Here is a 22,743-nt window from a genome sequence, read left to right as displayed (position 1 = left end):
TGCCTAGTTCGTCACGGTCACGATCGTCACGCGGCGGTTTTCCGGCGCGGTCGGATTTCGCCGGTTCAGCGGCTCCGACGATCCCTTGCCGACCGACGTCAAACGCTCGGGCGCGATTCCGTCCTTCTGCGTCAAATACTGGACGACGGCCGCAGCGCGATCTTCCGACAGCTTCATGTTCGCGTCGGCCGCGCCGCGCGGGTCTGCGTGCCCCTCGACACGGAAGCGGTACGCCGCGAGCCGGTCCGATTCCAGCGCGTGAGCCACCTTGTCCAGCGCCGCTTGAGCGCTGTCGGTGAGCGTCGACGAGTTGGTGTTGAACGTGATCAGCATTTGCAGCGATGCCGCTTTCGCCGGGGCCGCGGGCTTCGCCGCCGCTCCGGGCTTGTTCGACAGCACGAAGCCGCGCGTGACGATGTTGTCGCCGTTGTCCTCCGGGGCGAGCGCTTTGGTCACCGAGTTTTCATCGATGTCCTGCTCCTTGACCACCGGGTCTTGCGCACGCGCGACGTTCACGCACGCGATCGCACATAGCGCGGCTATCCACGCGCCGCGCGCAGGACGTCCCGTTAGAAGGGAAACGATTGAGCCAGACATACCCCGACCTCCGATCAATGCCTACACTGTCCACCGCTTTCGACCTTCGAGCGGCTCTCACACTCGCAATCACGATTGCCGTTTCGGGCGCAAAGACATGTGCCATTGCAGGCGCTACGCCAGGCGCAATTCGACAACCGACCGCCAGCCGCTGCGCGCCTGATCGAGCAAGCCGACGAAACGCTCGCCGTCCGGCAAACCCGGGCCACCCAGCAACACGGCGGGGATCGCGCCCGATCCTTCCGTCCACCATGCGCCCGATCCCGGCGTCGCGTAGCGCACGAGCAACGCGGAGAAGCGCCCGGAGGCGCAGTTCGCCTGTTCGGCTTCATTCGCTTCTTGCCCGGACAGCAGCTGTCCCGCCGGACAAAGCCGCCACCCGGGCGCAGGTGTTTGTGCTGGGGAGGCTGTCAACGGCCCCCATGCATCGAGCTGCGAATCGAAATGCTCCAGCACGAAATCCGCGTCGAGCGTCGACAGCGCGCGCCGTCCGGCTTCGTCGTACCAGGCCTGCGCACCGCCGAGCCAGTTCGCGATGTCTTCGCGCGCAAGCGGCGCGGCGAGCGTGAACGGAAAATAGCGTCCCACCCGGTCGACACCCGGCATCAGCACACCCGCCCACGCCGACTCGCCGCACACGTCTGCACCGAGCGCAAAATACCAGACCGGCGCATTCAGATAGACGGGCAGCCACTGAGCGCCGAACCAGCGCTGCGCGAACAGCATGCCCTGCTGCAGACGCGCATCCCACGGCGTGACGAATCCCGCCGGCAAACGCCGCGTCACGAAGTCTCCATGCGTGCGCACCTTGCCGAAAAAGCCGGGTGCCTGTGCGACGAACTCGCTCATAACCGGTCAGGACAACGGAACTGTTCGAATGCCCCTCTGCGGAACGGATTCGTCACACTGCTCGCATCCAGCTGAAGCGCGAGCGTGTGCCCATCCGAGTCGAAGGTCGCCTTGAACCGGTCCGCCTGCGCGGTCGGCTGCAAGCGCGCGTTGTCCATCAGGTGCAGCAGCGCCCACGGTCCGTCCGCCCGCGCCGAATCCCCCGATGGGTCGAAGTCGACCCGCGCCTGTCCCGTGCCTTTGCCGCTCGGCCACTGGAACACCATCGATTGATCCGCGTGGGCGGCAACGAATTGCTGCCCGTCGATATCGATAGTGGCATGGTCGATCGCGGGATCGATGTCGAGCACCTTGAGCGTGAATCGAACCGACACGTCTCGCCCGCCCGCGCGGAAGAACGCATCCCTGATCTGCGCGGCCCGCTGAAACTGCGCGAGCACGTCCGCTGGAATACCGAGCGAATCGGCGCCCTGGCGCCAGCGCCATTGCGGTCCAGACATATCGACCAGCGTCGCCAGGTTCTTCTGGAAGAAATCGTCGATCAAACCGCCTGGCGCCAGCACCCGTCCGAAGTCATCGGGCGCCGCATCGCGCGTGGAGGTGCGCACCAGCGGGTAGCGGCCATCCAGCGCCTGCCGGCACAACTGCGCGACGTTGGCCTGCCACAGCGCGTTCAGCCGTGCGCGTTCGCCACCGACCATCAGCATCGAGCCGCCATTCGCGATGTCGTTGGCTACATTTGCAAGCGGTGCAGGCGCGCCCTGCGCGACGAGCTTCAGCTTGTTCAGCGCGTCGCCAGGCGGCGCGGGCAGTCCTTGCTTGCGCGCCGCGTCGGACGCTTCGAGATACGAGGCCGCGTCCTTGAGCGCCGCGAGCTGCGTATCGAGCTGCACGGGACCCGCCGCGCCGGGCTTGCCCGCGAGATCGTGCAGCGCCTGGAAGTGCGCATCGACGGCGTTGAGCTGAGCAGGCGGCGGCGCCGTGTCGTCGGGCTGGTTGCCGAGCGCGCTTTCGAGCCGCTTCTTCACCGCGTCGAGCTTGTTGTTCAACGCACTGACGCCCTGTTCGGCCAGCGAGCCGCCCGTCTTCACCGTGCCGAGCGTGGTCTCCTGGGCGGCCGCGAGCATGAACGCCTTCAACGGTGAATCGGGCGCGGCCAGCACGTTCGCCACACGCGCCCCCTTCTCCACGCTGTCGAACGGCACCACGGCGACATCTGCCAGCAACGCGTCCCACTGCCTGATGTACTCGTCGTAGTAAAGCTGCGTCATCGCCGACTTCAGATCGTCGATGCCGTTCGGCGTCAGCACCGATTCCTCGCGTCCGAGCACCCAGTTGTCCCTCGCGACATCGACGACGGCCTCGTCGCGTAACTGGCCGAACTTCTGATAGCCGGCCCGCGTGTAAGCGCCGGAGACGCCGCGCGTCAACGGCGCCCCGCTCTTTCGGACCAGTACCAGCGCCGCGTTGCGGCCCGCCGAAGCGGCAACGCTGAACGGCGGCAACTTCGCCTGTTCGAGATCGCGCGCGACGCGATTGAACATGCGTTGCGCCAGCGGCATCCTCGCGAGCGTCGTGCGCGCCTGCGCGATCAGGTTCTTGTCGAGCGGCAGCGACGCATCGAACTGCGCGGGCTGGAACAGCGCCGCGAGATGGCCGTCGATGTCGTTGCGCTGATCGTCGCTCGCATCGTGCAACGGCCCGCGCCGCCAGTCGATGTCTGCCCACAGCCGCACGGAATCGGCGTCGAAGTGGGCCGGATCGCCGAGCATCAGGTACGCGCGCAGCACCTCGTACTGAAAGTCGGGGTTGTTCGCATCGCCGCGCCGCAATTCATCCTCCATCCTGCGCACGACAAGCGGCAGCAACGTCTGCTTCAACAAGCGCCGGTAGCTGGCCTGCGCTTCGAGGCCGAGCTTGTCCCCCTGATACAGCCCGAGCCGCGAAAGCCACGGCACGCGCTTCTCGCGATCGGCATAGCCGCCGGGCAGGTCGCGTGCCGCATTGAGTAACGGCAGCAGCGCGAGCGGATCGTCGCCCGCGCGAATGTTCTTCGCGAGCTTCTGCAATTCGGTCACGCGCTGCTCGACATTGCCGATATAGGCCTGGTTGCGCTGATAGCTGATGAAGAACAGCACCAGCGCAATCGCCGCCGCAATGCCGATCAGCCCGAGCGCGATGCGCTGCAGCCACGTGCGGCGGCGCTCCAGGGTCGGATTGGTGCCCGCCAGTCCGGCTTCCTGGAAGACGACGTCGCGCATCAGCCGCGTGATGAAGTACGCACGCCCGCTTGCCGGGTCCGGCAATACGACCTGACGCTGCAAGCCGAGCGCTGCAGCAACCGCGCTCATCACGCGGTCGATCGGCCGGCCTTCCTGCGTGCCGCTCGTGAAATAGACGCCGCGCAGCAGCGCCGCCTCATCGAAACGCGAGGTGCTGAACGTTTCCTGCAGAAACCCAGTCAGCACGCTCTCGAGACCCGCGAACTGCTGTGGGAAACCGTACACGAGCGCACGGCGGCGCGTGTCCGTCTCCTGCTGCATGCGCCGCAATACACGGGACTGCAACTGCTTTTCGAGCGCGGCGAATTCGCCGGGAAATGACGCCAGTGCATCGTCCGGTCCGCCTTGCGCCGCGTACGGAAACGTCACGCCCCACACCTGTTCGCGCTCGTCGCGGCCGAGGTCGTCGAAGAATTCCGCGAAGCCTGCAAGCAGATCGCACTTGGTCACGACGACATAGACGGGAAAGCGCATCCCGAGGCGGGCGTACAACTCCTTCAGCCGTTCGCGCACTGCGCCCGCCTGCACCGCGCGCTGCGTGTCGGACAGTTGCAGCAGATCCTGCACCGACAGCGCGACGATCACGCCGTTCAGCGGGCGTCGCGGCCGATATTTGCGCAGCAGTTGCAGGAAGCCGCTCCATGCGGCCTGGTCGGCTTCGGCAAAGCTGTCCTGAGTGGTGAAACGGCCGGCTGTGTCGAGCAGCACGGCGTCGTCCGTGAACCACCAGTCGCAATTGCGCGTTCCGCCGACACCGCCGACCGCCTGCTTGCCGAGCCGGTCGGCAAGCGGAAACTTGAGGCCCGAATGCAGCAGCGCCGTCGTCTTGCCCGTGCCTGGCGCGCCGACGAACATGTACCACGGCAACTGGTAGACATACTGACTACCGAAGCGCCCTTTCACGCGCGCCTTGCGCAGTATCGCCATTGCCTCGTCGAAGCGCTGCTTCAGCGCGGCGACATCCGCTTCCGATTCCTTCCTTCCGGGTTGCGGCGCCGCTTCGGCAACCACACGCGTGAATTTCACGTTCGCGAGCCGCACCATCAGCCAGCGCACGCCCCAGTACAGCGCCCAGAGCGCGAACAGCACCGCGATCACGATCCAGCGGTGCGCGGCCGATTCGAGCGGCGCCTTGCCCGCGAACGCGAGCAGCGGCCCTTCGATCCACACGATCAGCGCGAGCGCCAGTACGCCGAGGAATGACAGCACGATCGGCCGCCTGAGCCAGCCAAGCAGTTTCATGGGCATCCACCTTCCATGTGCGGCGCACGGAGCGCGAGCGGGCTCACGATGCCGCCCCCGGCGCGAGTATGGTGATATCGACGCGGCGGTTCTTCGCGCGGTTCGCGGGCGAGTCGTTCGGCGCGATCGGCTCGGTGTCGCCGCGACCTTCGGCTTCGAAACGCCCTGGCGTGCCCGTGCGTGCGGCGAGCATGTCCCGCACGACATCGGCACGAGCCTGCGACAGATGCCAGTTCGACGGAAAACGCGCCGACAGCAGCCGCTGGTTGTCGGTATGCCCTGCGACGACCACGTGGCCCGGCACGTCCTTGATCGCATCGCCGATGCGCTGGATCAACGGGATATAACTCGATTCGAGCTCGGCGCTGCCCGACGCGAACAGCCCGTCGCCCTTGATCTCGACGACGGTCCGGTCGGGAAGTTCGGCGACATGCACGAGCCCTTGCGCGATTTCCGGTGCAAGAAACTGCGACAGCTTCGGTGCGAGCGCAGGCGGCGGCGCCGCCTTCGCGGCGGCGAGCGGCGGCGGTGCGACGCGTATGCCGTGCAACGCCGCGAACACGCGGTCGGACTCGTCGTTCAGGCGCAGGCTCAGCACCAGATGCACGGCGACGAGCAGCACGCAGGCGATCGCCGCGGCGACCCACAGCGGCACCAGTTGCAGCAGGGGCTTGCGCTCTGTCTTTTCGGGCAGCCAGTGCACCGACAGATCGCGTTCGGCGGCGCCGCGTTGCGAACGGATCATCGCTTCGAGCCGCTCGCGGATCGTGTCCAGCTGCGTGCGGCCACCGTCGATCAGCCGGTAGCGGCCTTCGAACCCCAGCCCGAGGATCACGTAGATCAGTTCGAGTACGTCGACGTTCCCGGTGGGGTTCTGAGCAAGCCGCTGCAGAATCAGGAAAAAGCGCTCGCCCCCGGAAGCCTCGTTGTGAAACGTCACGAGCAGGCTGCGGCTCGCCCACATCCCCGCGCCCCACGGCGTACTCGAAATCGCCTCGTCGAGGAAGGTGCACAGACAGTAGCGCGATGCGCCGAGCTTCTCGTCGTCGATGCCGCTCGCACGCCCTTGCGTTTCGAACGTGCGCATCATCTGGATCAGCTGTGTGCGCAACTCTTCGACATTCGGATGGGTCGGCAACTGCCGCAGCGGAACCGCCAGCTCCAGCAGCGGATTGGCCGCGCGCAACAATGGATTGAGGCCGCCCGTCTGCGCCGGGATCGGCGCCGCCGTCGCCGCGGCCGCGACAAACGCGGCACGCGCACCGCCGGGCGTCGGAATCAGGATCGTCGCGCCAGGATCATCGAGCGGGCCGCGTGGTTCGTCTGGAGTCACGATGAGTGTCCTCGATCAATGCATCAGCGGCGAATGGCCCAAAACTCCATCGCCAGCCCCGGGAATTCGCCCGCGACGTGCAACGCCATGCCGGCGGACGTTGCGAACTGCTTCCACAATTCGTTGCCGCGATCGAGCTCGAAGTACGTGAAGCCCGCATGAAACGGCAACTGGCGTGGCGCGACAGGCAGCGCGCGCAGCCCGACGCCGGGCAACTGCAGGTTCACGAGATCGCGAATGCGCTCGATCGGCCCAATCTTCACCTGCGGCGCGAAGCCCGTCAGAATGTGCTCGGCCGGCATCTGCGCACGTACGGCCAGCACGAAGGTCGCCGAAGCGAACAGATTCTTGTCCGGCACGAGCGCGACGCGCAGGCCGTACTTGCGCTCTTCGAGCGGAATCGACACGGCATGGGGGTCCATCACCATGCTGAGCGACGCCCGCAAATCGTCAATCACCGGCGCGAAGGTTTCCCGCAGGCGGTCGTGCCGGTACACGGGATACGTCGGCGGGCGCTTGCCAGACTGGCTGAACGTCGCGAGTTCTCCCGCAAGCTGCACCGCAATCTGGTACAGCGCTTCCGGATGCAGTCCCGTCATCGTCGACAGATGCGCTGCGAGCGGCTCGTGGCGGTTGATCAGTTGCAGCAGCAGGAAGTCCGACACTTCCGCGACGCCTGTCACGCCAGGCTGCGCAAGGCGCGCGGCGAGCACCTCGCCACGCTGGTGCAGCAGGCCGACGAGATCGTCGACGAACGCGGCAAGACGCCGCCCGACCCGGTAGTCGAGACACGGCGGACTGTAGTCGTTTTCGAGCACGACACGGTTGTCGGGCAGCCGCTCGACAACGCGCACGACGCCAAGCACCGCATACGCATTCGCGACGTCCGCTTCCAGCGCGAGCCGCACGCGCAGCTTGCCGATCTGCATCAGCGCCGGTTCGGCATTCGGATCGTTGCTGTCGTCGACTTCGCGTTCGGCCACGCGATGCCGCGCGAAGTTTTCTCCGCTGTCTTCGTTGCCCGTTTCGGCAACGCCCGGACGGCGCACCGGCAGCGCCAGCGCGACGAGCGTATTGCGCGTGCCCTCCGGAATATCGAGCGGTTCGGGCAGATCGTCGTCGGCGGGCAGATTGAACGGCGTGCCATCGGGCATCACACCCGCGCACGACAGTAGCGCAACCTTGCCGAGCTTGAGCAGCTGCTCGTCGATTTCGAGCGCGGTCAGCCCCCAGCTGTAAGGACGAAGACACGCGGCCCGCGTCTCGAGCTGGGTCTGCAGATAACGGTCGTGCTGCTGCAGATGCTGCGGCTGCAGGAACATCCCCTCCGACCAGATGACTTTGCTGTTCCAGGACATTTTTTCTCGTGTCTTCCCGTGTCTTTAGCGTGGCCTGTTCCCCGACGGGAAGCGGTCAATGGTGGCTGGTCGGGTCCGTCTTGCCGGTCTTGCGCGCGGTGTGGAGCGCGTCGATCTGCGCCTCGTACGCATCGTTGAACGCCTTGCCGAACAGTCTCTGAAAATCGTCCTGCGCTTCACGTGCGACATCTGCCTGCCGTTCGACAAACAGATCCCACAGTTTTGACTTGCGGTTCGACAGCACCTTGTCGATCACGCCACCCTCCTTCAACTGGGCCTCGATGCTGGCGGGATCGAAACGGCCGAGCACGTCGGCCAGCGCCGCGCGCATGCCGACGATCACCGCGAGTTCATGCGATTCGATGTCGTTGAACGCACGTTCGAGCGCTTCGGCGGGCGGCAGATAACCGGCGCCGCGGCCCGTGAGCATCTGGGCGAGCGCGCTGTCGACATCGGGGAAAAATTTCAGCGGATTGTTGTCGCGCGCCACGATCAGCGTGACGTCGAGGCGCGCTTCGCGCCGCGCCATCGAACGGGCGCGCAGCACGGCCATCGTGCCGCGCAGCGCCTCGCGCAACATCGTGCCGACGAGTCGCGCAAGTTCCGCTGGCGGCAGGTTCGGCAAGCGCGAAGGGTCGAGACCCAGCCCTTCAAGCAGCGCTGGGTACGCGTCGCGATCGGGAGCCATATCGCGCGAGGCCGCGGATTCGGACCTGGACGGCGCGGCCGCAGGCGTTGCCCTCGGCGCGGGCTCGGCCATCGCAGCGGCGGGCGCTGCCGGCTCGCGTTGCCTGGGCGATGGCTGCTGCGCGGCCGCCGATACAGGAGCAGACACACGCTCGACGGGAGCGGACGCCGCCGCAGCCAGCGAAGAGGCGGGCGCGATTTCGGTGGGGTCCTCCGGGACCAGCGGCGGCCCGGCGGCCGGTGCGAGCAGATCATCGAACGGTGTCGCGACGTCATGGCCAACAGGACCGTCGAGCAGGCCTGGGGACAAGCCCGTCGGACCGCCTGGCGACGCGGGGACCGACGGCGCGGGTGCGGGCGCTGGGGCCATGCCCGGCGCAGACGTAAACGCATTGGACAAGACATCGGACGATGCATCGGACGGCGGCGCGGCGAAAGGTGGCGAAGCGTGCGCCGCTCCCGGCTGCACGCCGCCCCGTTGCACCGGCGTTTCCCATTGGGCGAGCGCATCCGCGAGCGGATCGTAGTCGGCGGGAATGCCGCCCGGCGAGGGGCTCGCCACACCCGGCACCACAGGTGGCATAGCCGCATGCGACGCCGGGCCCGGCGCGGCGAAAGCCTGAAATTCCGGCGCGACATGATCGCTTTCCGACCCTGCGTAGCGCGGCCCCGACGCAATCGGCGGGCGTTTGCCAAACCCAGGCTGTCCGAGGGGATCGAGCGCGCCGAGACCAAACGGATCGCCTTGCGCATCGGCGGGTGACGGACCGCCGAGCACTTTCACCGCCGCCAGCGGATCCGCCAGGCCCAGGCCCGTCGCGCTGCGTGCACCCGCCGTGCGTTCCGCAATCGTCACTTCGAGCAGATAGGTGCCGATCATCAACCGGTCGCCATTCGCGAGTCGTGCCTCACGCGTGCCGCCCAGTGCGCGCTGGTTCAGCACGCTTGGGTTGCTGCCGAGATCGCACAGCAAATACTCGCCGCCGCGCAATTCGATGCGCGCATGCACGCGCGAAATGGCGCGCTGCTGGTCAGGCAGCACCAGCGTGCAATCAGTCGCGCGGCCGATGGTGCCGCCCGTCGGTCCGAACTCGACCGCAATCGGTTCGGCGACTGGCTCGTCATTGAAGCGCACGACGCGCAACGAAAGAATCGGATCGTTCACTTGTCTCCCCGGCCCAAACGGCCAAGCATCGCGTCATGATTTGAGCTTTTTCGTGCCATCGTCGGCGTCCTTCGGCGCGGTCGGCGCGGTCGGCGACGAGCCGCTGCCCGAACCGGCCGAACCGCCCGAATTCAGCAGGATCGGCGTACCCGATACGGCGACGCTCGCGGGCCCCACCACCACGAACGCGCCGCCCGCCTTCAGCGTAATGCTGACGCCCGCCTCGATCACGACGTTCATCCCCGCCTTGATATGCACGTTCATACCCGCATCGAGCGCGTAATCCATGCCGACTTTTTCCTGCAACTTCTGGCTGACGTTCAGCGAATCGTTGCCGTCCACCTTGACGTTGCGGTCACCCGTCACGCTGTCGTGCCGTGCGCCCGTCACGGCGATGAACTCGTTGCCCGTGACCTTCAGATGACGGTCGTTACCGACGTTCGTCAGCGTGTCGTTCTTGATCCACGCTTCATGGTCTTTTTCCGCGTGGAAAAATAGTTGCTCGCTGCCCTTCGTGTCGTCGAAGCGCATTTCGTTGAAGCCGCTGCCGCCTTTGGTCGAATTGCTCTTCAGCGTCGACAGCGCGGAGTTCGCGGGCAGGTCGTACGGCGGCATCGTGTTCGCGTTGTACACGCAGCCCGTGACGAGCGGCCGGTCCGGATCGCCTTCGATGAAATCGACCAGCACCTCCTGGCCGATGCGCGGAATGAAGAACGTGCCCCAGCGCTTGCCCGCCCAACTGTGCGACACGCGCACCCAGCAGCGCTTCATCCGTTCGTTGGCGCCGGACGGAGGCGCGAACTGCTCCCAGTGAAACTGCACCTTGATGCGCCCGTATTTGTCGGTCAGGATCTCGTCGCCGTCGGGACCGACCACCATCGCGGTCTGCGGACCCGCGACCAGCGGACGCGGCGTGATGCGTTCGGCGCGGAACTGGTTTTCCTTGCGCAATGCGGTGAAGCTGCAATCGAAAAACGGCAACTCGCGATGATCACCGGCACTCGACACGTAGGTATCGGAGTTGATCTCGTACTCCGCGCTGATCACGAGGTAGTCGTGGTTCTGCGCATCGCACACGTGGTCTTGCAGCTTGAACAGCCCGCCAGGCCACACGCCACGCGCACTGGTACGCCCGCTGATGCTGTCGTTGCGCGCCTGGCGTATTTCCACGCCGACTTTCGCGTAGCGGTCGCCATCGCCCGACTCGACGTGACCGCTCAGATGTTCCTGCATCGTGTACACGGGCGGGTCGTAGACCTTCGGCCTCGTCGCGCGCGACAGCAAACCCTGCTGGTTGCTGGACGACGGTTTCTCGAAGTCATACTCGTTGACTTCGTACTTGCCCGTCTGCAACTCCGCGCCCGACGACCATTGATAGATGCACTCCTTTTCATGCGCAGGTTCATACCAGCCGTCGTATGAGATCGTCGCGTAGTGATCGATCGACGCATGGACGTCGGTGGAATCGGTCATCACCAGCGTGTGCTTGCCGCCTTTGTGCTCGAAGTAGTAGTAGATACCCTCGTGTTCCATCAGCCGGCTGACGAAGGCGAAATCGGTCTCGCGATACTGCGCGCAATGCTCGAGCGACGCATAGGTAGCCGAACATTTGTTGCTCAGATCCACGTCGTAGTCCTGCAGCACTTTCGCGATGATGTCCGGCACCGTCATCTCGTGAAAGAAGCGGCAGTGGGACGCGCGCGTGAGCAGCCACAGCCGGGGCCGCACGATCGCTTCGTAGCGCGCCATGCGGTTGCGTGTCCTGTCGCCGGGCACGACGAGCCGGAATGCGGTGACGATGCCGTTGATCTGCCGCTCGCCATCGGACGGCAAGTCGATCGCCATCGAGATATCCTGGCCGAGCACGTCGCCGGGATTCAGGTCGTTGCTCATGCTGAGCATGTCCAGATGAAACTCGCTCAAGCGGCCCAGTTCCTCGCGGCCGGTCAGGCGCAGGAACAACAGGTCGCTGCCGGCAGGCGCGCAACTGACGGTGACGTGTCGGGAAGTGTCCTGGCTGGTCATGTCACGGAATCATCGTCTTGACAGTGGCAGGGTTCACGATCGTGACCACGCCGCCCCAGTTGCACATGCACTTCGATACGTTGTCGAGCGACGGCTGGTTGCCGAGCAGCACCGTCGGCGCACCCGGCACCCACGGCGACATCGTCGCGGGCACGCACGGCATCGGTGTCAGCACGCCGAGCGCCGCAGTCGTCGCTGCGGCCACCGTCGGGTTCGCGAGCGAACTGCATACGCCGAACGGCATGATATTGACGAGCGGCACGTGGTCCATGATGTTGGCAGCAGGCGGCCCCTCGCCCATCACGCGATTCACGGGCAGCACGACGAGTGTCGACGGCGCCGCGCCGAACGAGCATTGCAGCGTCGCACCCATGCTGACTTGTTGCGGCATACGGATACTCCGTCAAACGTGCAGCGCCTTTTCAATCGAACGTGTAGACGAACTCGCCGTCGCGCGCACCGATCTCCACCTTCGACACCGTCGTGCCGTTCATCATCCTCGTCAGAAACTCGTTGCTGATGTGCGGCAGCAAGGTGTTCGTCAGAATCGCGTCGATCATCCGGCCGCCGCTTTCCAGTTCGGTGCAGCGGCTCGCGATCAGCTTCACGACATCGTCGTCATACGCGAACGGAATCTTGTGCGTCGCGCGCACGCGCTTCTCGATGCGTCCGAGTTGCAGGCGGATGATCGCGCCCAGCATCTCGTCGGACAACGGGTAGTACGGAATCACGACCACCCGCCCGAGCAGCGCCGGCGGAAACACCTTCAGCAGCGGCTCGCGCAGCGCCTTGGCGATGCCCTCGGGCTCCGGCATCAGTTCGGGGTCTTTGCAGAGGTTCGTGATCAGATCGGTGCCCGCGTTGGTGGTCAGCAGGATCAGCGTGTTCTTGAAGTCGATGACACGTCCCTCGCCGTCTTCCATCCAGCCTTTATCGAAAACCTGGAAGAAAATCTCGTGCACATCGGGATGCGCCTTTTCCACTTCGTCGAGCAGCACCACGCTATAGGGCCGGCGCCGCACCGCCTCGGTCAGCACGCCGCCTTCGCCATAGCCGACATAGCCGGGCGGCGCGCCCTTGAGCGACGACACCGTGTGCGCTTCCTGATACTCGCTCATGTTGATCGTGATGACGTTCTGCTCGCCGCCGTACAGCACCTCGGCGAGCGCCAGCGCCGTCTCGGTCTTGCCCACGCCGGACGTGCCCGCGAGCATGAACACGCCGATCGGCTTGTTCGGATTGTCGAGGCCGGCGCGCGACGTCTGGATGCGCCGCGCGATCATCTCGGTTGCGTGGCCCTGGCCGATGATCCGCTTGTTGAGATTCTCGGCGAGCTTCAGCACGTTCTCGATCTCGTTGCGAACCATCCGGCCCACGGGAATCCCCGTCCAGTCCTGCACCACCGAGGCAACAGCCTGCTGGTCGACGGTGGGGAGAATCAGCGGATCGTCGCCCTGATGCGCGGCGAGCTTCGCCTGCAATTCGCGCAGCTCGGCCAGGCGCGATTCGCGGGCGCCGTCATCGGCAGGTGTCAGCGGGGCCGCTTCCGCTGCGCCTTCGACCTTGCCCGTCTCGTTGCGCAATTGGCCGCGCAATTCGAGGATGCGCGTCACCAGCTCCTTTTCCGCCTCCCAGCGCGCTTCGAGTTCGGACAGACGCGCACGCTCGGCCGTCACGCGCTCGTTCGCAATCGCGAGCCGCTCTCGGGTATCGACGCCGACTGCCGTCTCTCTTCCGATGATCTCCAGTTCGGTTTCGAGCGCGGCGATGCGCTTTCGCGAATCGTCGACGGAAGGCGGCGTCGCGTGCTGGCTCACCGCGACGCGCGCGCACGCGGTGTCGAGCAGGCTCACCGCCTTGTCCGGCAACTGGCGCGCGGGGATGTAGCGGTGCGACAGCCGCACGGCTGCTTCGAGCGCCTCGTCGAGCACCTGCACCTTGTGATGCTTTTCCATCGTCGACGTGATGCCGCGCATCATCAGGATGGCCTTGGTCTCGTCCGGCTCGGGCACCTGCACGACCTGGAAGCGGCGCGTGAGCGCCGGGTCTTTTTCGATGTGCTTCTTGTATTCGGCCCACGTCGTCGCTGCGACGGTGCGCAGCGTGCCGCGCGCGAGCGCCGGCTTCAGCAGGTTGGCCGCGTCGCCCGTCCCCGCCGCGCCGCCCGCGCCAACCAGCGTATGCGCTTCGTCGATGAACAGGATGATCGGCTTTTCAGAGGCCTGCACTTCCTCGATCACCTGGCGCAGCCGGTTCTCGAACTCGCCCTTCATGCTCGCGCCCGCCTGCAACAGGCCCACGTCGAGCGTGCGCAACTGCACGTCGCGCAGCGTCGGCGGCACGTCGCCCGCGACGATACGCTGCGCGAAACCCTCGACGACGGCCGTCTTGCCGACCCCGGCTTCGCCCGTCAGGATCGGATTGTTCTGGCGGCGTCGCATCAGAATGTCGACCACCTGCCGGATTTCCTCGTCGCGACCGACGATGGGATCGAGCTTGCCGATGCGCGCCTGTTCGGTCAGATCGGTGGTGAAACGCTTGAGCGCTTCCTGCTTGCCCATCGCGGCGGGCGGCACGGTGCCGCCGTCATCGCCTGTATGGGCCGACTGAGCCGCGGCCTGGGAGCCGTCGCTCGCGGTCATCCCCGCTTCGGGCGAGCTGCCGAGCAGGCTGTCGAATTCATCGACGAGGGGCTCGAGCTTGACCCGCTCGAACTGGCGCGAGATGCCGTACAGCGCGTTGCGCAGCGACGGCGTCTTCAACAGGCCGACCACCAGGTGACCCGTGCGCACCTGATACTCGCCGAACAGCAGCGAGCCGAACACCCAGCCGCGCTCGACGGCTTCCTCGACCTGCGACGAGATATCGACCATCGACCCCGCGCCGCGCGGCAGCCGGTCGAGCGCTTCCGTCAGATCGCGCGCGAGCGCCGAGGGCTCGATGCCGAAGTGCTTGACGATGCGATGCAGATCCGAGTCCTGCAACTGCAGGATCTGATGGAACCAGTGCACGAGCTCGATATACGGATTGCCGCGCAATTTGCAGAACACGTTTGCGCTTTCGATTGCGCGATAGGCCAGCTTGTTCAGCTTGCCGAACAACGCTGCACGTCGGATTTCGGCCATTTTGCTAGTCCTTCGGTATGTGTTGGTATGACGGCTCGCTCGCGCACACGTCGCTCTGCGCGGGCTCGCCAGATCGTGCGGACAATGAAGCGGGATGCAAGCGCAGCTGGCGCTGATCCTGCGTGACCGGGCCGCTCAACAGCCAGCTCGTGTAGCCGAGCCGCGCGCGGCGTCCCAGCGCAAGGCGCGGCACGTGCTCCTGCCTGAGCCACAGGTTCACGTCCCAGTCGAGACCGTCGCGCACGTAGTTGCGCACCCAGTCGGTGAGGCGCCGCAGGCTGTCGCCGCCGGGCAGGAAGCGTTCGTAGTCGGCAAGCGTCAACGGCCCCACGACGATGCGGAACTTGTGCTGGCAGTCCCAGACGCGCGCGCCGAGCAACGTCGATACGCCGAGTCCCGACGAACCGTCGCGCGCGCCCAGGCGCGAGAGCGTGTCGCGCGGCAGTTCCATCCAGTGGCCGACCCACTCCTCGATCCGCACCGGCAGGTTGAAGAAACGCGCGAGGATCAGTTGCAGACCAGCGGCAGGACGTGTCGGGCCCGCCAGCAGGCCCGCGAAATGCAGCTTCGCGAAGTCGGGCACGGCGTCGCGCTCACGCAGCGCTGTCTCGGCCAGACCGAACGTGCTGCCGACATAGACCGAAAAGCGGTCGCGCTCCTGCCTGTCGAGACTCACGGCAGGCTGTGCATTGGCCCATGCCCGATAGAACAGCGACACCATGCGGTGCTGGAAGATGTCGAGAAAGCGCGCGAAGGTCGGATCGTTCGCATTGCGAGCGCGATCGCGCACGTACTCGGTCAGATGCACGGGCAGCGGGCCGTGCGGCCCCATCAGACCGAAGAAGTTGACCGCGAGCCGCGCCGCGTGCCCGTCGTGCGCCGGCCTCAACACACCGAGCGTGGTCGGGTGGAAGATCAGCTCGGGTTCCTGCGAGAAGCGCACGGCATCGTCGCGCGGACGCAGCGATTCGCCGATGCGCGGCTTGTCCCGCCAGGCGTTCTCGATGAGCCGCAGGGCCTGGTAGAAGTCGAAGCGGCAGGCGTTCGCTTCGAGTTCGCGCAGCAGGGTCAGAGGGTCCGACATTGTCCGACCCTCGCTGGCCAGCGCATGATCTCGCCGCGCGACAGCGTTCTGACTATTGTCTCCGCGAACGAATTGATCGATACGTATTGTGCAAAGTAATGCGACAGCACCGCGCCGAGCAGAAACGCGCCGGCGCCTTCGAAAGCGGCGTCGTCGAGTGTCAGCGTGATCGCGAGGCCGCGCCCGAACACGATCGGTCCGGCGCACGGCAGACGGCGCGTGACGGGATGCGATCCGATCGATTGCAAGCCTTCGATCATCCGCTGCGCCGCCGGATCGTCGACAGGGCAATAGAGACTCAGCAGATCGCGCATCGCGCGGGCGCCCTCTTTCGCGTCGCTATCGACGAGCGATGCATAGTTCAGCGACAGGTGACTCAGGAGCCGCCAGGCAACGTCGCCATGCGCATACGACGGCAGCGGCCGGCTCGGGCCGCTCACGCAGCGCACCGTTTCGACGGGCGCCTCGACGTCGAGTGTGAAATCGCTCGCACCGACACCGATCGACAAGGTGAGCGGCAAGTCACGATTGGTGCACAGAACCTGTAGGCCGAGCTGGCGCAAATCGCCGCGAAACGGCGCGTTCGCCACATCGACGAGTGCGATGAACGTCTCGCTGCCGATGTAGCTGGTGCGCTGTCCGCGCTCGGCCTGACGCGACGAGCGCACGCGCCTGTCGCGCCGCACCTGGTAGTACGCGCCTGCGCCATAGCCCGCGCCGAGGTCTCGCGCGTGATAGAACGGCTCGAACTTCTGCTCGGCGGCCGCGCCCGCGCCATAGCCGGTGACTTCCTCGATGCGGTAGACCTCGAAGTCCATCGGCCGCGTGCGATCGGCCACTACGTGATATTCGAACTGCTCGGCGGACAGCGCGATGCGATCGGTGCGGCGCGGAAACAGGTTGATCACGGGCGTGCAATAGAGCGCGAAATTCGATGCGTCGACCGCCTGTTCGAGCATCGGGTCGCCGCGCTTCAGCAGCACGATCACTTCGACCTCGTTCTCCGCACAGCGGCGCAGCGCCTGCTGCAAGCCATCGATCGCAACGAACATGAAGCGCGGCGCGAACGCGAAATACTCCTGCAGCAGCCGGTACCCGCGAAAGGATTGCCTGCTGATCGGGAGCAACGCTTCTTCTTCCGAGAAGCCCATCGGCGCGACCGACGCAGCGGGCAATTGCGCATGCCAGGTCGCAGGACGCGACGCGGGCATCACGACGACGCCCATCGCCGATCCGACGAGCCGCTCGTAAAGACGCGTCGGCATCGAGTCGGTCCCGCGCAGATAGAGCGCCAGCCTGTCGAGCTTCAACTGATTGATCTTCAGGCCGCCCGTCGCACGCAGTCGCAACCGGAGGCCCGCTTTGACGCCCGCCGGCAGCGCGATATCCGCGCCGCCCAGCGAACCCGAATGCGTGAAGAACTTCGCATCGACGAGCTCGAGCGGCCACAGCGTCAGGTCGTGCGCGCTGCGATATTCGCAACGCGTCGAACCGTTCTTGTCGAGCAGGCTGCGCAAGGCGCTGCCACGCGAAATCTTCACCCCTTCCGCGAGGCCCGCGTTGCTCAGATCGGGTTGGATCTGCACGACGGCCATCGACGGAGTCGGCGCCAGATAGTGCGGATAGACCAGCTCGGTCAAATGCTGCGTGAAGCGTGGAAACTCCGCATCGATCTTGAATTGCACGCGCGCGGCGAGAAAGCTGAAGCCTTCGAGCAGCCGCTCGACATACGGGTCCGCGCATTCGAGGCTTTCGAGTCCGAGCCGCCCGGCGATCTTCGGATACTCTTTGGCGAACTCTCCGCCCATTTCCCGCAGGTGCTGGAGTTCTGCGCTGTAGTACTTGATCAGTTCCGGGTTCATGTTGTCAGCGCGCGCCGCTCTGGTCGATCACCCTGATTTCCCCCGCCTCCAGATCCAGTTCAGTCCTGAAATAGAGTCGCTCCGGGTACGGCTGAGCCCACAGGTCTCCTTCGATCAGAAACGATACGGTGTTGTGTTGCGCCGTGGTCTCCTCGACCTGGATCGCCGTCACGCGCACTGTCTCGCGCAGGATGCGCGGCTCGAATGCCCAGATCGCGTCGCGCACGTGCTTTTCGAGTTTTGCGGGATCGACGCCCGATGCGGTTTTGCCGGCGATATCCGGAAAGCCGTAGTTCAGCACCGACGTGCTGACGTACGGATAGCCCGACACTTCCTGCACCGACGCAATGCCCGTCGCGTTCAGCAGCCACGCGAGATCGCGTTGCACGCTCTGGCGCAATGCGCGGATAGACAGCACGCGGTGTTCGCGGGCCTCCTGCTTGACCTCGGGCTCGTGATCGGTCAGCCGGTCGAGCAACGACGGCTGCAGCCGGTCTCGCGTGCTCAGTTCAGCCATGATCCCGTGCGGCATCGGCGCCGCCCTCGTTCTCAGGCGCAGCCCCGGTTGCCAGTTCGATCGTGCGGATATCGAGCAACGCGTAGTCGTTCGCGCTGGTCGTCAGCATGCGTTGTCCGACCGGGCGTGCGTCGGCCGCATCGCCGCCGATCCACTCGGTCAGATGCGCGAGCGACAGCGCACTTTTCTTTTCCGCCAGCGTGCCGGCGTAGCGCGTCGGAATCAGCCCGACCGCCTGGCCTTCGTTGGCCCACGTAAAAATCGCCGGCGTCCACACACGGTCGCGCAGATCGGTCGGCGCTTCGATCTCGATGCGCTTGATGCGGAAAAACGGCACCCAGTAGTAACGGCCGTTGAGCACCGTTTCGAGTGTCGGCCCGAGCCGCGTATCGGCATCGGCGATCCATTCGAACGGTTCGCCGTTGACGTTGCCCGAAGTGGCGGGCGCATCGCCGAGCGCCTGCTCGCGGGCGGCCACGGCGGCTGCATGATCGCCCGCAGCATCGAGCCGCAATGCTTCGACCAGCAGGGCCAGCCAGCCGGTCGGCTCGCCGAAAATCAAAGGCGCGCGCGCGCCGTTGAACACTTCTTCGCGCAACGCTTCGCATTGCAGCGCCTCGCGATAGGTTTGCACCATCGGCAATGCCGCGGCGTCCAGATCGCCCACCACGTTCAGTTGGGTCAGCGCGCGGTCCCATGACCCGAGCACGGCGAGCAACTGGAACAGAAACACGCGGTGCGCAGCCTTCGACGGATCGTTCCGGACCTGCATCTGCAACAGACGCAGGCACTCTTCCAGATTGCCTTCGCGCAAGCTTTCTTCTGCCGTCATGTCGATTCGCTCCGTCGGGCCGGTTCAATGCCGCCGCCGCACCACGCGCCCGTGGCATGGCGGCAAGCGATACGCTTCTGCTAGCCGTTGGTCGCGTCGTTCTTCACGATGTTCCACTTCATCTCGACGACGCCCCCTTCCTTCGCGCCCTTCGCGTTCTGCGGCTGGTATTCGACATGGAACTGCTCGAAGTTCAAGGTCACGTTCTCGGTAAAGCGATCCTCACCGCCCGAGCCGCCCGTCGAATACGAACTGATCAGGCACGCGGTCAGCGTGACCTTGTAGTATTCGAGCGGGTTGTCGCCGCCGGCCTTGCGCACGGTCAACACCACCGAATCGATATGCGTGCCCTTGGCGCAAGCCAGCATGATCGTCGGCGTCGCCTTGTCGACGTATTTGGTAAACGATATGTCCTGCACATTCACCTTGCCCGCGCCACCGCCCGTTCCCAGGTGCATCGTGCCGCTCTGGCTCAACCCCCAGCTCCACGCAAGTACATCAATCTCATCCTTATGGGTCTTGTCCTGAGACTCACCCTTGATGTCACCCAGCTTCATGAACATATCGACGGCCATGTTCTTCTCCACTCATAAGCGGTTCGTCACTGCAAACGGGATTCCGTCATGCTGCCTTGGCGGACGGAAGCTTTGAGACCAGCCGCAACGACACGGTCAGGCCTTCCAACTGATAATGCGGACGCAGGAAAAACTTCGAGGTGTAGTAACCGGGATTACCTTCGACTTCTTCGATCACGACTTCAGCTGCGGCAAGCGGCCTTCGCGCTTTCGACTCTTCGGTGGAATGGGCGGGGTCGCCATCGACGTACTGCAGGATCCAGTTCTGCAGCCAGCGCTGCATGTCGTCCTTTTCCTTGAAGCTGCCGATCTTGTCGCGCACGATGCACTTCAGGTAATGCGCAAAGCGGCTGCATGCGAACAGATAAGGTAGACGTGCAGCCAGATTCGCATTGGCGGTCGCATCCACATCTTCGTATTCGGCCGGCTTGTGCAACGACTGCGCGCCGATGAATGCGGCAAAGTCGGAGTTCTTCTTGTGCACGAGCGGCATGAAACCGTTCTTTGCCAGCTCCGCCTCGCGCCGGTCGCTGATGGCAATTTCAGTCGGACACTTCATGTCGACGCCGCCGTCGTCGGTCGGGAACGAATGCACGGGCAGGCCTTCGACCGCGCCGCCCGACTCGATGCCGCGAATCCGCGAGCACCAGCCATACATCTTGAACGAACGGTTGATGTTGGTCGCCATCGCATACGCGGCGTTCGCCCACGTGTATTTGCTGCTGTCGGCGCCCGCGGTGTCTTCTTCAAAATCGAATTCTTCGACGGGGTTGGTCTTCGCGCCGTACGGCGCACGCGCGAGAAAGCGCGGCATTGCGAGCCCGATATAGCGCGAGTCTTCCGATTCGCGCAGCGAGCGCCAGGCGGCGTGCTCCGGTGTCTGGAAGATTTTCGTCAGGTCGCGCGGGTTCGCGAGTTCCTGCCACGAATCCATCAGCATCACGGCCGGGTCGGCGGCAGCGATGAACGGCGCGTGGGCAGCCGCGGATATCTTCGCCATCTGTGTCAGCAGATCAACATCGGGACCGCTGTTGTCGAAGTAGTAATCGGCAACCAGCGCACCATAAGGTTCGCCGCCGAACTGGCCGTACTCTTCTTCATAAAGCTTCTTGAAGAACGGGCTCTGATCCCAGGCGGTGCCTTTGTATTTCTTGAGCGTCTTGTGCAGTTCGCCCTTCGAAATGTTCATCACGCGAATCTTCAGCGATTCGTCGGTCTCGGTGTTGTTCACAAGATAGTGCAGACCGCGCCACGCGCTCTCCACTTTCTGGAACTCTTCCGAGTGAATGATCAGGTTGATCTGCTCACTGAGCTTCTTGTCGATCTGTGCGATCAGGCTTTCGATGGTCGCCAGCACGTCGTTCGAAATGACGGCCGTATCGCGCAACGCCTGTTCTGCAAGCGTGCGCACTGCGGTTTCGACGGCTTCCTTTGCCTTGTCGCTTTTCGGCTTGAATTCCTTTTGCAGCAGATTGGCGAAGTCGCTCATCTCGAGCGTGCCCTCTGTCTGCTGCGCCTGTCCTTCGAGGTTGGGTTCGGCCATGGTCAGACTCCACTGTTAGTCGCGCTTATTCCTGTGGCTTCGGCGCAGAAGCGAGCGATTGCAGCAAGGCGGGATCGTTCAGCACCTTTGCGATCAATTCCTCGGCACCCGTCTTGCCATCCATGTACGTCAAGAGGTTCTGCAACTGGCCGCGCGCCTCGAGCAGCTTCGACAGCGCATCGACCTTGCGCGCGACGGCCGCAGGAGAGAAGTCGTCCATGCTCTCGAAGGTCATGTCGACCGCGAGATTGCCTTCGCCCGTCAACATGTTCGGCACCTGGACCGCGACGCGCGGCTTCATCGACTTCAGGCGCTCGTCGAAGTTGTCGACATCGATCTCCAGAAACTTGCGGTCCGCGACGGGCGCGAGCGGATCCGCAGGCTGTCCGGACAGATCGGCCATCACGCCCATCACAAAAGGCAGATGCACCTTCTTTTCCGAGCCGTAAACTTCGACGTCGTACTCGATCTGCACGCGCGGCGCGCGATTGCGTGCGATGAATTTCTGGCTGCTTTCCTTGGCCACGACAGTTCCCCTGGTTGACGCCGCACCGTCGAGAGGCGGAGCAACGTATCAGTTGCAAAGCTGATGAACTCCCCGACGACTATTCGCTTTCGATACCGCCAACCTGCCGGGCCTGCCCGAGTCCTTCCGGCGCGAGGTCCTCCAGAATCTCGATGAAGCTCTTGTCCACCAGACGCCGCGCACGGGCGAGCAATAGCGGCACCGGACTCGACGGCTCGTGCTTTTCGTAATAGGCGCAGATCTTGTCCAGCAAACGGATCACGTCCTGCCGGCTGTTGACTTCTCCACTCGGCGCGGCAGGCGATGCCGCGCCCGTCGCCGCCGATGAACCCGCCATGCCGTCGCCGGCTAGCGCTTCATCCGCGACTTGCTGACCGGTGTCGCCGACCCGTTCGCCGAGAAAGCCCGCCGCCTGCTGCAACAGGCGCGAGAGGGGCGACAAGTCGATCGCCTGCGCCGCACCGACGCGTTCGGTCAGCAGCGTTTCAATGCGCGTATTGCTCTGGCGCGCGGCATGCAATGCGGCGTGTACCGCCGCCGCATCGTCGCGCACGTCGGCGATCGCCGCGTCGATCGATGCAAGCGATGGCGGTTCGATACCGTCGGGCACGGCCACGTCGCCGGTCGCATATTCGATGTCGCGCAGCCTCACGATTCCATGCGTGCGCGACGCGGCAAGCGCGGTGTCGCGCACATCCAGCAACATCTCCGACGGTTCGACCAGCACCGCGAGCGCATTGATGCGCGCAGTAGGGTCGTTATCGTCGTCAGGATCGAGTTGCGGATAGACGTGATCCCAATGCCGCTCGAGCAGGGCTTCGATCAGCGCCATCCCTTCGGCGAGACCGGTGAAGCCCTGGCGGTTCAGGAGTGCGCGCGCCAGATGCGCGGCGACGCGCAGATCACGGCTCTTGTTGAACAGTTCGAGTGATAGGGCCTGGGCTGCTTTCCAGTCAGGCGGTGTGGCGGCGACGACGGTGTCGCCGTACTGGACTTCCGGCTTGCCATGCACGACCTGTTCGAGTTCGAGAAACATCGGGTCGTACTCGACGTCGTCCCCGCACGGACGTTCAGGCGATAGATCGGCGAGCAACACCCCGGCATCGAGCGTGACCATTTTTGTATCGGCATCAGTCTGAAA

General features: G+C 64.9%; 17 protein-coding genes. All 17 read right to left on the bottom strand.

Going from position 1 to position 22,743, the window contains the following annotated elements:
• Positions 1-3: 3 nt before the first annotated feature.
• The 17 genes from FRZ40_RS25070 to tssA all read right to left on the bottom strand — a co-directional run bounded on the left by FRZ40_RS25070 (position 4) and on the right by tssA (position 22,719).
• Positions 4-597, bottom strand: a complete 594-nt coding sequence (locus FRZ40_RS25070; RefSeq protein ID WP_147235934.1) for an OmpA family protein — start codon at positions 595-597, stop codon at positions 4-6.
• A 114-nt stretch (positions 598-711) separates the two neighbouring features.
• Entirely contained in the window at positions 712-1,446 is a 735-nt protein-coding gene (gene tagF, locus FRZ40_RS25065; RefSeq protein WP_028369688.1) for a type VI secretion system-associated protein TagF, read from the bottom strand.
• The gene (gene tssM, locus FRZ40_RS25060; protein ID WP_147235933.1) at positions 1,443-4,970 is read right to left on the bottom strand and encodes a type VI secretion system membrane subunit TssM; all 3,528 of its coding nucleotides are present in this window, start codon (positions 4,968-4,970) and stop codon (positions 1,443-1,445) included. Before tssM ends, tagF begins: the two co-directional genes overlap by 4 nt.
• A gap of 43 nt (positions 4,971-5,013) precedes the next feature.
• Entirely contained in the window at positions 5,014-6,303 is a 1,290-nt protein-coding gene (locus FRZ40_RS25055; RefSeq protein ID WP_028369690.1) for a DotU family type VI secretion system protein, read from the bottom strand.
• 23 nt (positions 6,304-6,326) lie between these two features.
• Positions 6,327-7,661 (bottom strand): type VI secretion system baseplate subunit TssK, encoded by a 1,335-nt coding sequence (gene tssK / locus FRZ40_RS25050; RefSeq protein WP_147235932.1) that lies wholly within the window; start codon positions 7,659-7,661, stop codon positions 6,327-6,329.
• A 55-nt stretch (positions 7,662-7,716) separates the two neighbouring features.
• Positions 7,717-9,513, bottom strand: a complete 1,797-nt coding sequence (gene tagH / locus FRZ40_RS25045; protein WP_147235931.1) for a type VI secretion system-associated FHA domain protein TagH — start codon at positions 9,511-9,513, stop codon at positions 7,717-7,719.
• A gap of 33 nt (positions 9,514-9,546) precedes the next feature.
• Positions 9,547-11,538, bottom strand: a complete 1,992-nt coding sequence (locus FRZ40_RS25040) for a type VI secretion system Vgr family protein (RefSeq protein WP_028369693.1) — start codon at positions 11,536-11,538, stop codon at positions 9,547-9,549.
• 1 nt (position 11,539) lies between these two features.
• The gene (locus FRZ40_RS25035) at positions 11,540-11,929 is read right to left on the bottom strand and encodes a DUF4280 domain-containing protein (protein ID WP_147235930.1); all 390 of its coding nucleotides are present in this window, start codon (positions 11,927-11,929) and stop codon (positions 11,540-11,542) included.
• A 31-nt stretch (positions 11,930-11,960) separates the two neighbouring features.
• Positions 11,961-14,663, bottom strand: coding sequence for a type VI secretion system ATPase TssH (tssH, locus tag FRZ40_RS25030; RefSeq protein WP_028369695.1), 2,703 nt, complete (start codon positions 14,661-14,663; stop codon positions 11,961-11,963).
• Positions 14,664-14,667: 4 nt separating this feature from the next.
• Positions 14,668-15,747: a type VI secretion system baseplate subunit TssG gene (tssG, locus tag FRZ40_RS25025; RefSeq protein WP_147235929.1), complete on the bottom strand. Its 1,080-nt coding sequence runs from the start codon at positions 15,745-15,747 to the stop codon at positions 14,668-14,670.
• Positions 15,732-17,609 (bottom strand): type VI secretion system baseplate subunit TssF, encoded by a 1,878-nt coding sequence (tssF, locus tag FRZ40_RS25020; RefSeq protein WP_028369697.1) that lies wholly within the window; start codon positions 17,607-17,609, stop codon positions 15,732-15,734. The genes tssG and tssF overlap by 16 nt, the downstream gene beginning before the upstream one ends.
• 4 nt (positions 17,610-17,613) lie before the next feature.
• Positions 17,614-18,126 (bottom strand): type VI secretion system baseplate subunit TssE, encoded by a 513-nt coding sequence (gene tssE / locus FRZ40_RS25015; RefSeq protein ID WP_028369698.1) that lies wholly within the window; start codon positions 18,124-18,126, stop codon positions 17,614-17,616.
• Positions 18,119-18,958 carry a type VI secretion system accessory protein TagJ gene (locus FRZ40_RS25010; protein WP_147235928.1) on the bottom strand — a complete coding sequence of 280 codons (840 nt, stop codon included), beginning with the start codon at positions 18,956-18,958 and terminating at the stop codon, positions 18,119-18,121. The genes tssE and FRZ40_RS25010 overlap by 8 nt, the downstream gene beginning before the upstream one ends.
• Before the next feature lie 80 nt (positions 18,959-19,038).
• Positions 19,039-19,533 (bottom strand): Hcp family type VI secretion system effector, encoded by a 495-nt coding sequence (locus FRZ40_RS25005; RefSeq protein WP_028369700.1) that lies wholly within the window; start codon positions 19,531-19,533, stop codon positions 19,039-19,041.
• A gap of 46 nt (positions 19,534-19,579) precedes the next feature.
• Positions 19,580-21,076 (bottom strand): type VI secretion system contractile sheath large subunit, encoded by a 1,497-nt coding sequence (tssC, locus tag FRZ40_RS25000; protein WP_028369701.1) that lies wholly within the window; start codon positions 21,074-21,076, stop codon positions 19,580-19,582.
• Between the two features lie 25 nt (positions 21,077-21,101).
• Entirely contained in the window at positions 21,102-21,602 is a 501-nt protein-coding gene (gene tssB / locus FRZ40_RS24995) for a type VI secretion system contractile sheath small subunit (RefSeq protein ID WP_028369702.1), read from the bottom strand.
• Between the two features lie 79 nt (positions 21,603-21,681).
• A complete protein-coding gene (gene tssA / locus FRZ40_RS24990) occupies positions 21,682-22,719 on the bottom strand; it encodes a type VI secretion system protein TssA (RefSeq protein WP_028369703.1) in 1,038 nt (345 codons plus the stop codon).
• Positions 22,720-22,743: the final 24 nt, after the last annotated feature.

This window comes from Paraburkholderia azotifigens (genome assembly GCF_007995085.1).
GTDB lineage: Bacteria > Pseudomonadota > Gammaproteobacteria > Burkholderiales > Burkholderiaceae > Paraburkholderia > Paraburkholderia azotifigens.
The sequence above is the reverse complement of the archived record's forward strand: the minus strand, read 5'-3'. Positions and strand labels throughout refer to the sequence as shown.

Coding starts and splice junctions, on each gene's coding strand:
- FRZ40_RS25035 (WP_147235930.1), bottom strand. CDS start 11,929: ATGCCGCAACAAGTCAGCATGGGTGCGACGCTGCAATGCTCGTTCGGC.
- tssG (WP_147235929.1), bottom strand. CDS start 15,747: ATGTCGGACCCTCTGACCCTGCTGCGCGAACTCGAAGCGAACGCCTGC.
- FRZ40_RS25040 (WP_028369693.1), bottom strand. CDS start 11,538: ATGACCAGCCAGGACACTTCCCGACACGTCACCGTCAGTTGCGCGCCT.
- tssM (WP_147235933.1), bottom strand. CDS start 4,970: ATGAAACTGCTTGGCTGGCTCAGGCGGCCGATCGTGCTGTCATTCCTC.
- tssH (WP_028369695.1), bottom strand. CDS start 14,663: ATGGCCGAAATCCGACGTGCAGCGTTGTTCGGCAAGCTGAACAAGCTG.
- tagF (WP_028369688.1), bottom strand. CDS start 1,446: ATGAGCGAGTTCGTCGCACAGGCACCCGGCTTTTTCGGCAAGGTGCGC.
- tssC (WP_028369701.1), bottom strand. CDS start 21,076: ATGGCCGAACCCAACCTCGAAGGACAGGCGCAGCAGACAGAGGGCACG.
- tssA (WP_028369703.1), bottom strand. CDS start 22,719: ATGGTCACGCTCGATGCCGGGGTGTTGCTCGCCGATCTATCGCCTGAA.
- FRZ40_RS25005 (WP_028369700.1), bottom strand. CDS start 19,533: ATGGCCGTCGATATGTTCATGAAGCTGGGTGACATCAAGGGTGAGTCT.
- tssK (WP_147235932.1), bottom strand. CDS start 7,661: ATGTCCTGGAACAGCAAAGTCATCTGGTCGGAGGGGATGTTCCTGCAG.
- FRZ40_RS25010 (WP_147235928.1), bottom strand. CDS start 18,958: ATGACGGCAGAAGAAAGCTTGCGCGAAGGCAATCTGGAAGAGTGCCTG.
- tssE (WP_028369698.1), bottom strand. CDS start 18,126: ATGGCTGAACTGAGCACGCGAGACCGGCTGCAGCCGTCGTTGCTCGAC.
- tssF (WP_028369697.1), bottom strand. CDS start 17,609: ATGAACCCGGAACTGATCAAGTACTACAGCGCAGAACTCCAGCACCTG.
- FRZ40_RS25070 (WP_147235934.1), bottom strand. CDS start 597: ATGTCTGGCTCAATCGTTTCCCTTCTAACGGGACGTCCTGCGCGCGGC.